This is a genomic window from Mucilaginibacter sp. A3364 (genome assembly GCF_059690715.1).
Window position 1 is genome coordinate 1,582,451 of sequence record NZ_JCAWED010000001.1, and the last position, 13,794, is coordinate 1,596,244.

Sequence of the window (13,794 nt, forward strand, 5' to 3'; positions counted from 1 at the left end):
GCTATGTACGCGGTGGTGATCTGTATTGCTTATTAGAAACAAATCAAAATAACCGATAAACCAATGACTAAACCACATTTACTACATTCTCATGGATAAAAATTTACTAAAAGCTTTGAAGAAAATAGTTCCTGTTTTTACCTGTGCGGCCTTGTTGTTTTTTAATATGCGGGCAAGTGCGCAACAAACAGATACTACAGCTACAGACGACTCTGTAAAGAGTATAGGAAAGGCAGCCCGGAATACGCCCGAGCATGTGCCGGTACTGTACGGCGAACAATCAAGAAGCCGTTTAACACAAGCAATTGGATATCAAAACGGCAAAGCGCTGGAGAGCCATCCTGTTTCGGTAATAAGCAACGCTTTAACAGGCAGATTAGCCGGACTGTCAACCAACCAATCAACAGGCGTACCAAGGTTTGATGCCCCAAGTTTATCATTGCGTGGTCGTAGCCCGCTGATTATTGTTGATGGTATACCACGATATAACCTGGTAAATAACGGGCAAAATTTGTTCGATGTTTTGGGGATGAACCCAGAACAGGTAGAATCAGTTACGCTATTAAAAGACGCCTTATCCACCGTAATGCTGGGTAACCGTGGTATGAATGGCGCTTTAGTAATTACTACGCGCAAGAAAAGCCCTGCCGCCGGCAGCTACATTGATGTAACAGCCCAAACCGGTATACAGACGCCGATAGGTATGCGTAAAGCGCTTTCTGCTTTTGACTATGCCAGTTTGTATAACGAGGCAGCAGCTAATAGCGGCATGTCGCCTGTGTTTACTGCCGATCAGTTAAATGGTTATAAAAATAAAACCAACCCTTTCCTGTACCCTGACGTCGATCATCGTAACGAGATTATGCGGAAAAACGCGGTAGTACAGCGCGTAAACTTTAGCGCAGGCGGTAATCACGCCAACATCAAATATTTTGTATCCATAGACTATTTGAACCAGCGCGGTTTGTTAAAAGAACCTGTTGATAGCATTGAGCAAACCAATGTGGATTACAAACGCTATCTGGTACGATCAAATATCGAACTAAAGCTTGACCAGCGCCTTACGGCCAACTTTAATTTGATGGCTAATATCCAGGATTTCTTTCAACCTGGTGTTGGTTATGATGGCGTTTTTAATAGCCTGCTTAATACACCGGCAAATTCGGCGCCTATTTATAATGCTAACGGCACCTTCGGCGGTACGCGTAATTACACACAATCGCCTTACGCGCAATCAGTGGCATCGGGCCACTTACAGGACAACCTGCAGGCTGCAGCTGTTGATGTAAGTTTGCGCCGCTCGATGGACGATCTGATCAAGGGTACCTGGGTTAAAGCTACCATATCTTATAATCCGGCATATGATCAGCAGCTTACCCGCAGCCGCGGATTTAACGCCTATGATGTCAGCCAGAATTTAAGGGTAAACTCGATATCTGACAGGGCAAATGCTGATAATGTGGTACAGCGGTTTCAACAAACTTATGTTGAGGTATCTGCCGGTATCGATCGTAACTGGGGGAAGAACGCCTTCACCGGTTTGATTTTAACTAACTATGAAAACACACAAAACGGTAATAATTTAAACCAGGTTTACAAAAACCTGTCGGGACGCGTGGTTTATAGTTATGACGATCGCTTTAACCTTGAGGCAGGTGCCGCATATAGCACTAACAACCGTTTTGCGCCGGGTAACCGTGCCGATTTCTTCCCGGCGGTAGGTGCCAGCTGGAATTTGCATAACGAAAGCTTCCTGAAAAATTCAAGCTTTTTAAACCAGGCTAAAATACGCGCTACCTATGGCAGGGTAGGTAACGCAAACCCTGGCTATTATGTGTTCAGGCAACTGTACATAGGCGGCGATGCTTACTTCTTCGGAAGCAACGCAACTTCACTTGCCTCAACATACGAAGATGTATTGGCTAACCCTAACCGTGTAAACGAAAAAGCCAGCAAAACCAATATTGGTGTTGACCTTACTTATAGCAAAAACCGTGGTTGGTTATCATTTGATTATTATAACAACCGCCAGTTTGATATGCTGATCCAGCGTGGCAATAACTCCAGCATAATAGGCCAAACTTTTCCTGATCAGAACATCGGTATAAGCAAATATTACGGTTTTGAAGTAACCACCGGTTGGAGCGACAATATTGGTGCATTGGCCTACTCAATCTCAGGTAATTTAGCTACCATCGGCAGCAAAATATTGTATAACGACGAGCCTGCTATGGCTTACCCATGGATGGCCAGAACGGGTAACGCTATAAACCAGATACGTGGTTATGTTGCCGATGGCTTGTTTAACGCCGGTAACTTAACCGCAGCTACCATGTCGGGCTTTACACCCTCGCCCGGCGACGTTAAGTATCAAGATCTGAATGGTGATGGCGTGATCAACCAGTTTGATCAAACTGTCATCGGTAACAAAAATCCGTTGATCTACTATGGCGCTAATCTTAATTTACGCTACAAAGGCTTTGACCTGAGCTTGCTTGTACAGGGCGAAGCTAACCGCGATATCTCAGTTAACGGCGCTTACGAGTTCCCATTTAACGGTGCTAACGCGAAGGGCCAGGCATGGGAGTATAATTTAGATCGTTATACACCTGCAACTGCCTCAACTGCTACATTACCACGCGTAACCCTGGGCGTTGATAATAACAATTATATAGCAGCATCGTCGCTGTTTGTTCGTCGGGCAAATTATGTGCGCCTGCGTAATGCCGAGTTGGGTTACAGCTTTACTTCAAAGCTGTTAACAGCGGCAAAAATAAAACGCATCCGCGTGTTTGTTAACGGCCAAAACCTGGCTACCTATTCATCATACAAAGAATCAGACCCGGAGAACTACACCGGTCAGTACCCAATTCAGCGTGTGGTTAACGCAGGCCTATCTGTTAAACTTTAATAAAAATGACGATGAACACTACAAAAACATATACACTGATAGTTACCCTTGCAGTGGCCGGTATCTTGCAATCGGGCTGTAGGAAAAATGAGAGCTTTCCGCTGGAAGGAACTACCATAGACCAGGTTTTTGACAAGACCGACGTAAACGGCGACCTGGCTACGCAGGCACTTACCAATTTATACACTTTTTTGCCTGATGGCTTTAATCGTATTGACGAGGCTTACCTGGATGCCGCTACAGATGATGCGATAAGCTCAAAATTAAGAAGCAATATCGAGACGCTATCCAAAGCCCAGCAAAGTGCCAATGTAAGCGTGGATGGCGTGTTTCCTAATTGCTACACCGGGATCCGCAGGGCAAATATTTTCCTGTCGAAAGTTGACCGTGTGCCATTCAATAATGCTACAGTTCCGCTTAACCAATATTATAAAGCCGAAGCCCGTTTTTTACGCGCTTTCTGCTATTTTGAATTAGTAAAAAGATATGGTGGTGTACCATTGGTGGGCGATTCTGTATTTGCAGCTACAGATCAGTTTAAAATGCCGAGAAACACCTTTGCCGAATGTACCGCTTACATAGTTAGCGAGTGCAATGCCATAAGCACTTTGTTGCGTAAGGAACCGCTTGGTGCCAATGATGTTGGCCGTATTACGCAAGGTGCTGCGCTGGCTTTGAAAGCGCGTACGTTGCTTTACGCCGCCAGCCCGCTTAATAACACCGGTAACGATTTAACTAAGTGGCAGGCCGCCGCGGATGCAGCGCGCGATGTGGTCACTCTAAATTACTATGCTTTAAATAATGCTGCTAATGGCACGGCGGGAGCAAGTTTTACAAACGCGTTTTTAAACAGGGCTGATAAAGAAGTAATACTGGCCACACAACGTGCCAAAAATAAAACACTGGAGCGTGCGCAGGCACCGGTTGGCTATACAAATGAGGTTGATCCAAGCAATGGTTTAACCAGCCCTACACAAGAGTTGGTTGACGCTTTTCCTACTATTGTTGGAAAACCGATAGCTACCGATATCTACAACGCGGTTTCGAACAAAACGGGTTATGATGCTGCCGATCCTTACAAAAACCGCGACCCAAGGTTGAATGCCACTATTTTTTATAATGGACAAAACTGGTTGGGTCGCCCGGTAGAGACATTTGAGGGCGGTAAAGACAAGCCGAATAATGGCATTACACAAACCAGAACAGGTTACTACCTACGCAAGTTTTTACCTGATCTTTCAACAGGTACGGCCTATTCAAACCAGGATCACAACTTTATTATTTTCCGCTACGCGGAAATACTATTGGACTATGCTGAGGCGATAAACGAGGCTGCCGACGTGGTATCTAACCGTACTACGGCTTATACACAACTAACCGCTTTACGCAGACGTGCGGGTATAACCGCCGGTGTAGGATCATTATATGGCCTTACCGCTAACATGACCCAAAGCCAGATGCGTGACGCGATACGTTTGGAAAGACGCCTTGAACTTGCGTTTGAGGAGCAGCGTTTTTGGGATCTGAGACGCTGGAAGACTGCCGAGACCGAATTAAACAAGCAATTGCATGGTGTAAGTATCATCAAAAATACCAACGGCACATTTACCTACAATCCTATAACCGTAAGCACGGTAAGCTTCCTGGCGCCAAAGATGTATCTGTACCCGATACCTTTTGCCGAGATACAAAGCAACGGTGCTTTAACGCAAAACCCGGGTTGGTAATTTTTAGGCGATCACAATTTCATTTGATTAAAACATGAAAAAAATATACAGTATTTTATTGTTAGTTACCCTGTTGTTTTCGGGCCTTGGCTTAAAGGCGCAAAGCAGGGTAGTAACAGGAACCATAAGCGATAAAGAGGGGCCTTTACCGGGCGCTACTATTATTGAAAAAGGAGCACCCAATAACGGCGTAAGCACATCTCCCGACGGAAAGTTTGAAATTACTTTGCGCGGTAACAGCAATGTGCTTATTCTTAGAAGTATTGGCTTTGTAACCCAGGAAGTATCGGTACGTAATCGCACAAATATTACGGTTACCATGGAAACTGATGCCAAAGGCCTGGAAGAAGTTGTTGTTGTTGCATACGGCACGCAAAAAAAGATAGCTGTTACAGGTGCCATTAGTAGTGTGTCGCGTAGCGATATTCAGCAAACACCTTCAGCCAGTTTGCAAAATTCACTGTCTGGCAAGTTGCCGGGTTTTTCATCACAACAACGTGGCGGCAGGCCGGGGGCTGATGGTGCAGAGTTTTACGTTCGTGGTGTAAGTACTTTTAATGGTACAGGCGCATCTATACAACCGCTTATTTTGGTGGATGACGTACCATTTACCTATGCTGATTTCTCTAACATCGATCCCAACGAGATCGAATCAGTAAGTATATTGAAAGACGCAGCAACTACAGCACCGTACGGTGTTAAGGGAGCAAATGGCGTTGTGCTGGTAACTACCCGCCGCGGTGTGGTTGGTAAACCCCGGATAACAGCGCGCTCAGAAGCCGGCATTCAAACACCTACTTACACCCCTCATTTGTTAGATGCCGCTAATACAGCCAGGCTATATAATGAAGGTATGCGTAATGATTATATCATAACTAACGGCAATGCAACGGCCTTTGTAGCTCCCTTTACCGATCAGGATATTGAGTTATACGCTAACGGAACAGACCCATACCTGCATCCCAATGTTGATTGGTATAATACACTGTTTAAAAGCAGGGCAAGCATCAGCAAAACCAATGTAGACCTATCGGGCGGTACGACAGCTTTGAAATACTTTGTTTCGGCAGGTTATGAGAGCCAAGGCGGGTTGATGCGTAATTTTCATGCGGATGATGTAAATAACGATTTCTTTTTTGACCGTTACAACTTCCGGTCAAACCTGGATATATCGGCCAATAAAACCTTAACTTTTAAGGTCGACCTTTCGGGCAATAACACGGTTACCAATAACCCAAGGGTAAATAGCCGTAGCAATAACCCGACGGCTGCACTATATGAGGTGTACAATTACGAGTTTTTAAGGCCTAATATATACCCAATATATAATCCTGACGGAAGCTGGGGATTTGCTAATCCAAGCGCGGCGCCATCGTTTAACAACATTATTGGCCGCTTAAGTAATAACGGTTATACCCGTACGAGGCAAAACCTGCTTTCGTTAAATGCTTCGGCAGTTCAAAAACTGGATGCGCTTACTCCGGGCTTAACAGCCAAGGTGCAGGTTTCTATCACCAATAATAACTCTTCAACGCGCGGTTTAAACCGAGTGGCTTTCCCGTCGTATTATTTTGATGGTACCAATTACCTTGCCCGTAACCTTAACGAGGGACGTATTAATCCATACAATCTTGAATATGATAGCGGAACGCCTAAACGTCAATCTACCGTACAAGCTAGTTTAACTTACCAGCGTAGCTTTGGTAATCATAATGTTAACGCGTTGGCATTGTATAATCAGAATACTGAGTTGCTGCAAAATGGCGATGTGAATTACAACTATAAACCCAGAAACTTCAGGGGTATTACAGGCCGTGTGGGATATAACTACGCCAACCGTTATTTAATTGAGTTCAACGGTGCTTATAACGGTTCCGACAAGTTTGCCGGTTCAAAAAAATATGGTTTCTTCCCGGCTATATCAGGTGGTTACGTTGTGTCTGAAGAGAAGTTTCTTAAAAATGTTTCCTTTCTATCGCTTTTAAAAGTAAGAGGATCATGGGGTATTGTGGGTAGCGATAACCTGGGTGGTTTCGCTAATTTCTTTGAGGAAAATTACAACCGTGGTGGTACTTACTCTTTTGGCGAAACTAATACCCTTTACACTAGCATTGTACCTGGTACTTTGGGTAACGACGCGGTAGCATGGGAAAACGAACGGAAAGTTAATATCGGGCTTGATTTTGCCTTTTTTAAAGGTAAGTTATCAGGCAGTGTTGAGGTGTTTGATAACAAACGTTCAGACATACTTCAAAAACGTAACACCATTGCTGCATATTTTGGCGTACCTGACTCAGCATTGCCGGCAGAGAACCTGGGAATTGTAAGTAATAAGGGCTATGAGTTTGAATTAAGTTACTCCGGAAAAATAGGTCGCGATTTTGGTTTTGCGCTGCGCGCGAACTATAGCTACGCCAAAAACAAGATACTATTTATGGATGAGGTACCTCCGCTGTTTCCTTACCTGACCCAAACAGGCAGATCGGTAGGAGAGGTTGCTTTATTTGTATACGATGGTTACTATACACCGGCTGAAGCTGCCGATTCGAAAGTGCCTAAATATTCGGGTTCTTCTGTAGGCGGTGTTGCTAATACCACATTGCCCGGATTCTTGAAGTACAGGGATTTGAATGGCGACGGCGTTGTTACTAACGATGACCAGGCTTACATAGGCAGGTCAAACCTGCCAACCACCACAGTTGGTTTTAGTCCAAGCCTCACCTATAAACGGTTCTCGCTAAACGTGCTTTTACAGGCTTCGTGGGGTAATGATGTGCGCCCGGGCTACATCTATAGCGGTCCGTTTAAAGCTGCGCTACAGGATGTGCATTTAGGCAGATGGACACCCGAAACTGCTGCTACGGCAACTTTCCCAACCATTACTTACAATTTTGCAGGTACTTATATGTCAAACAACCACTCTCAATATTGGGCTACCGATGGCCGGTATTTAAGGCTGAAGTCTGTAGAAATAGGCTATCGTTTGCCGGATAAACTGGCAAATAAGCTCGGCCTGTCGGGCGCGCGGGTGTACGCTAATGGTTATAATTTACATACGTGGTCAAGCGTATACAACCGTACCGGTCTCGATCCGGAGGTTGCCAACCAGGAATTGGCGGGGGATTACGTGGGCGTGTATCCACAAATGGCCATCATTAATCTAGGTTTAAATCTTACTTTAAAATAAATAAAATGAAAAAGTACATTTTGGCTTTTTTAAGCACATTTATTATCTACGCTACCTCTTGCCAAAAAGGAGGGTTTTTAAATACCAAATCAAACGCCAGCTTGAACAAGCAGGTTACTTTTGCAGATAGTACCAATACGATGGACTATCTGGCCGGCTTGTATGTTGACTGTGGTATATACTTCACCGGAACAACGCCAAACTACGATTATTCAAAAATGTGTGATGAAGCAGAAGGGAAGAACCCTGCCTTGATCGGGCAGTTTGATAAGGCAATCACCCAGGCGTCGTTTGCCAATATCTTGTACGATACGCTCAATGATCAATGGACATTGTTTTATAAGGATATCCACAACATCAATATATTTTTAGAGGAGGTAGATAAATCTCCGCTATCACCAGCCATGAAAGCACGGGTAAAAGGTGAGGCGCGTTTTCTGCGGGCATTGTATTATTCGTACCTGATGAAATATTTCGGAGGAGTGCCGATAGTAGGTGAGAAGATTTACTCCACAGATGATATTGCTACCGAAAAGCGCAATACTTATGAGGAATGTGTTAATTACCTGATTAAAGAGCTTGATGCTGCAGCTTTGGTATTGCCGCCAAGTTTTGGTGGTCTTGATTACGGCAGAGTTACTAAAGGTGCTTGCCTTGCCTTAAAATCAAGAGTATTATTGTATGCAGCGAGCCCGCTATTTAACGGTGGCAGTACAGCTACAACGCCGGATCTGGTTGCGGTTACGGCTTACCCTTCGGCCGACCCGGCACGGTGGGAAAAAGCCAGGCTGGCTGCTAAGGCGGTAATGGATTTGAATACTTATAGTTTGATGGTAGATAACACTACGCCATGGAGCGGTTCGGCTACAGGGTTAGGCTATGGTTTTTATAAAGTGTTTATCACAAGGATGAATAATGAGTTTATATTTTTTAAACCGCTGCCAAGCGGTAAGCAGATAGAGACTCAATTGAACCCACGTTCAAGAGGTGGTCTCAATTACATTTATTTTCCGGTGCAAGAGTTAGTAGATAAGTTTCCAACAATAAAAGGCGGATCTATAGCTACCGATGTATATAATGCCGCTACAAACCCTACCGGTTACAACCCGAATAACCCATACGCCAACCGCGATCCACGCATGTCGGCCACTATAATTTATAACGGCAGCAAGTATTTTTCAAACAATACAAAAACGGTATCCGAAGTATCGACGTTCAAATCAACGACGGCGTTCCCCAATAATACTAATGATGGTATTTTAGCGATAACAGCCAGCAACGGCACCACTACCGGCTATTACGGACGCAAGCTTTGTGATGAGTACGCCGCTGTTACCGGTGGCAGTAATGTTGACCGTAGTTTACCTGTAATCCGCTATGGCGAGATATTGTTAAACTATGCCGAAGCATCTAACGAAGTAGGCAATACCCTTGATGCTATAAACACTATAAAGCTTTTAAGGCAGCGTGCCGGCATAAGCCCGGGTGGCGATGGTATGTATGGTTTACCGTCAAATCCAAGTAAGGATGATGCCCGCGAACTGATACGCAACGAACGCGATATTGAACTGGCGTTTGAAGGTCACCGTTTTTGGGATATCAGACGTTGGAGACAAGGCGCTAAACTACACAACAAAATGATGCACGGTATGGAGATAACCAAAACCGGCGCTACAACTTTTACTTATAAATTGGTAGATGTACGTAGCAGGTATTTTGCCAATATTTATTATCTATGGCCGATCCCTAAAAATGATGTACAGATAAATAAAAATCTGCTGCAAAACCCGGGATACTTTAGCGTGCCGATCAATTAGCCTCTTTAATAGTTTTTTAAAATAGTAAGTGAAAGTCCGGCCCTTTAGTAAGGTCGGGCTTTTCTATTTTTCGGAATCTTTTTGAAGCTTGGCGCGATATTCCATGGGCGACATCTCGAACTTTTTATGAAAGTTTTTGCCAAATACACTTTGCGAGGCAAAACCCACCATCTTACTTATTTCAGATAATGTATATTGATTTTGGGCGATGAGTTCGGTGGCTTTTTTTAGTCGGGTTATATTGATAAGCTCTTTGGGTGATAATGATGACAGCGACTTTATTTTGCGATAAAAAGTAGGCCGGCTCATATTCATTTGGCTGGATATATGATCGATATTCAGGTTTACATCTCTGATGTTTTCCCGAATATAATCGTCTAGCTTTTTCAGAAACTGTTCATCAGGTTTTGATTGAGCCATAACGCGCACATCCTGAAAAGGGGCGTTTGAAAAATGATCTCTTACTTTAGCGCGGTTGGTAAGCAGGTTTTTAACCTGTAGTTGCAGCATATCAATAGAGAATGGCTTTTTTATATAAGCATCGGCACCAACCTCGATGCCCGATATATGTGCTTTAAATGTATTTTTAGAAGTAAGCAGGATAAGCGGTATATGGCAGAATTCGATGTTAGATTTTACCACCTGGCACAGCTCAAATCCATCAATATCAGGCATCATGATATCGCTTATGATCAAATTTACCATTTTGGTGTTCAATATCTCTAAAGCTGCCTGGGCATTGATAGCCAACTCAACATTGTGCTGATCGCCCAATAATTGGTCAAGAAAATCAAGTACTTCTTCGTTATCGTCAACAATTAAGATCGTGTCTTTCATGCGTTCGTATTTTTCCAGTGAGATAGTTTGAATTCAACTTTTTGATGAACGGGGAGCGTTAGTTTAAAAGTTATCATATCATTTTCACTTTTAACAAGCTTTAATGTGCCATTATGCAGTTCGGTTAATGAGCGTGCAAGTGGCAAACCTATACCAGTACCCGGTTTATCACTACCAGCCAGCCTAAAAAATGGTTCAAATATGCGTTCTTCATGGTTTTCGGGTATCGGTTTGCCATCGTTAACAAATAGTATAGAAAAGGTCTCTTCCTCAACAATAACGCTTACTTCAACCTTTGATGTTGCATATTTAATGGCATTTGAGATCAGATTACTGATGATCTTTAGGAAAGCATCACGATCAATAAAAGCAGTCAAAGCAGTTTTAGGCAGTTGTGCCGTTAAGGTTATTTTTAATCTTTCGGCTTCCGGCTTAAAGTTGACCAATTGTTCTTTAAGCAAAGCGGATACGTTAGCATTAACAAAGCTTAACCCAAACTCATTCATTTCGGTTTTTCTAAAATCCAGAAGCTGTTCTGTTAGGGCCAGCAGGCGTTTTGAGTTCTTCTCAATAAACTGAAAGCTTTTTTTAATAAGGGGGTAGTCGTCTATCGTTCGTTTTAATTGATCTACCGGGCCAATAATAAGCGTTAACGGTGTTTGTATCTCGTGAGCTATATTGGTGAAGAACTCTATCTTGGCCTGGTAAATTTCCTTCTCTTTTTGCAGTTCAAATAACCGTAAGCGGTTGGCATTTTTAGCCTCCAGGTAATCATGATAATACCTTACAGACAAAAACACCGACGCAATTAGCAGCAAGCTATACAGTACATAAGCAACGCTACTTTTCCATATAGGTGGCGTTACCCTGATGAACAATTGAGTTTGTTTGCCATGCCAGCTACCCACGTTGCTTTCGGCTTGCACAACAAAGGTATAGTCGCCTGTCGCCAGGTCAGTAAAATAGGCTTTCCGGTTTGTGCTTAGGTAAGTCCATCCACCCTCGACGCCCTTCATCATGTATTTGTAGCGTATAACAGGTGCTGATGAAAAACTAAGGGCCGCAAACTCGATGCTGAAGGTTGACTGATTGTAATTTAGATCGATGGTATCTGTAAAAAGTATCGATTTTTTTAAAACAGGTTGTTTATCTGAGGGGCTGGCTTCTGTGTTGTTGATCTGGAAGCCGGTAATGTAAGTTGGGGGAGTGGTTTGCGTACGCTCCAGGGAAGCGGGATTAAAAACAACCAGCCCTTTAACCGAACCAAAGTACATATTGCCGTTAGGATCCTTATAGGCTGAATTGTAGTTAAATTGATCGGTAATTAAACCGTTGGCTTGGGTATAAACTTTTACGCGTTCTGTTTTGGTATTAAAGCATATCAAACCTTTTAACGAGCTTATCCAAAGATTATCGTCATCATCTTCCAGTATACGGTAAAGGTTATTAGTGGGCAGCCCGTTATTTGTGGTATATTTTTCTACCTTTTTTCTATCAGCACTTAGTTTAAACAAACCGTTGCCTTCGGTTGCAAACCATAGGTTGTATTTTTTATCTTCATAAATACCTTGTACAATCTCTTCACGCGAAGTTGCATCTTTAAAACCAATGTTGCCGCTGTTGCCCGTTTTGTCGTTAAAATAAAACACCCCCCGCCTTAAACTGCCAGACCACATGGTGCCTTCATGGTCTTCCAGCAAACAATAAACGGTACCGCGTTTAGGTACTTGGGTAAGTCGTTCAAAAGTCTTCTTTTTTTCATCAAACCGCATCAAACCGCCTATGGTGGTCCCTATTAGTAGCTCGCCATTTTTTCGTTTAAAAATGGTCATTACAAAATCGCCCCTGATGTTGTCGGTGCCAACCAATTTAAAGTGCTGGGTTACTTTGCCGGTTGTGGCATTCATTACATCTAAACCCTGCTGGAAAGGCCCTATGTAAGCCTTATCATTCGTAACCAATAAGCCGTGTATGTTATGATAGGAAATATTTAATGGTGAGCCACCGGCCATAAAATGGGTAAATTTTCCGGTGTTTGGGTCCAGTTTATTCAGTCCGGCATCTTCGGTACCAATCCATACCATGCCATTCTCGTCGGGGCATATCTCACGCACCGCGTTGCCGGATATGGCATTGACGCCTGCAATGGGATAATATTTTTTAAACTTCATGTTTTCGGCCGAGCAATAATTTAACCCACCGAAAAAAGTACCTGCCCATAAGCCACCATTGTTGTCTTTTGCCAAACAATAAACGGCATTGTCCGACAATGAGTAAGCATCGCCCGTTTGTTTGGTTAGCGTGGTAAATTTGCGTGTATTATGATCATACCGCATCAAACCAGACTCGGTAGCCATCCAATAAATGTTATCGCCGCCATCCAATATGTCCCTTACAAAAATATCGTTCCTGTTATCATCGTAGGATATGAGCGTGGTTACTGCCTCTGTTTCGCGGTTAAATAGTTTGATGCCTTGTTGCCGCGTACCCACCAAAATTTCTTTGCTGTTAATAACCAGTAACTTGTTAATGACACCTGAGCGGGCTCCGCCTTTATTGATCACCGTTGCTTTAGCACGCCTTTTTATGGGATCGTACATTATGAGCGTACCATCCATCTTGCCCATCAAAACCATATCCGTTTTATCAAGCGCAATGCACCTTGCGGTGAAATTGTGACGGATGAGTTTCTTTTTCTGCTGATTGTATTGAAACAATCGGCCATTTGATAAAAACCACACGTTGTTTTTGCTGTCAACCCTGATATGAGGCACCTCGTGCAAATCAGGAAACGGACTATCGAACTTATCTTTAAACGGATCGTATTTAAAAATTCCACTGCTGGTGCCTACCCATATCATGCCATTTTTATCTTCCCTTAATGTTGATATTGCGTCGTTACGGATAAGGCTCTGCTGGGTTTTGCTGCTGCTGTATGATTTAAAGGTATAGCCATCAAAACGGTTAAGTCCCCCTTTAGTGCCTACCCACATAAATCCTCGACTATCCTGCAGCAAACAAACAATAGTGTTATTAAGCAACCCATCCTCGGCCTGGTAGTGTTTAAAGTAATAAGGTTGCGCGCGCGATGCTACGGCCATAAAGGCTAACACAAATGTCAGAACAGCTAATTTAATTTTAGGCGGCATATTGGTAGATCAAATATACCTTGTTATGATTTTTGTTTTTTGTGCAGATAGAAAAAAGAGACAAACAAACCAAAAACTGATCAATATAACATACCCATAATCATCAATTTTGAATCGCCCGACTTACGGTTGTTTCAAACCACCGAAGCCACACCAGTTATAAAGT

At 43.3% G+C, this 13,794-nt stretch carries 6 protein-coding genes; 4 read left to right on the top strand and 2 right to left on the bottom strand.

The features are described 5' to 3' along the window. The first annotated feature begins 166 nt into the window (after positions 1 to 166). From AC59JT_RS07110 to AC59JT_RS07125, 4 genes are read left to right on the top strand one after another with little or no spacing between them, the layout of a single operon-like run. Positions 167 to 2,911 carry a SusC/RagA family TonB-linked outer membrane protein gene (locus tag AC59JT_RS07110; protein ID WP_497399347.1) on the top strand — a complete coding sequence of 915 codons (2,745 nt, stop codon included), beginning with the start codon at positions 167 to 169 and terminating at the stop codon, positions 2,909 to 2,911. Between the two features lie 11 nt (positions 2,912 to 2,922). Continuing rightward, positions 2,923 to 4,638: a RagB/SusD family nutrient uptake outer membrane protein gene (locus AC59JT_RS07115; RefSeq protein ID WP_497397214.1), complete on the top strand. Its 1,716-nt coding sequence runs from the start codon at positions 2,923 to 2,925 to the stop codon at positions 4,636 to 4,638. A gap of 34 nt (positions 4,639 to 4,672) precedes the next feature. Then, entirely contained in the window at positions 4,673 to 7,825 is a 3,153-nt protein-coding gene (locus tag AC59JT_RS07120; protein ID WP_497397216.1) for a SusC/RagA family TonB-linked outer membrane protein, read from the top strand. Between the two features lie 5 nt (positions 7,826 to 7,830). Further along, positions 7,831 to 9,642, top strand: a complete 1,812-nt coding sequence (locus tag AC59JT_RS07125; RefSeq protein WP_497397218.1) for a RagB/SusD family nutrient uptake outer membrane protein — start codon at positions 7,831 to 7,833, stop codon at positions 9,640 to 9,642. Between the two features lie 63 nt (positions 9,643 to 9,705). Here AC59JT_RS07125 and AC59JT_RS07130 read toward each other — a convergent pair whose 3' ends face one another. Both AC59JT_RS07130 and AC59JT_RS07135 read right to left on the bottom strand, forming a co-directional pair. Then, positions 9,706 to 10,479: a response regulator gene (locus AC59JT_RS07130; protein ID WP_497397220.1), complete on the bottom strand. Its 774-nt coding sequence runs from the start codon at positions 10,477 to 10,479 to the stop codon at positions 9,706 to 9,708. Beyond that, a complete protein-coding gene (locus AC59JT_RS07135) occupies positions 10,476 to 13,580 on the bottom strand; it encodes a ligand-binding sensor domain-containing protein (protein ID WP_497397222.1) in 3,105 nt (1,034 codons plus the stop codon). The genes AC59JT_RS07130 and AC59JT_RS07135 overlap by 4 nt, the downstream gene beginning before the upstream one ends. Positions 13,581 to 13,794: the final 214 nt, after the last annotated feature.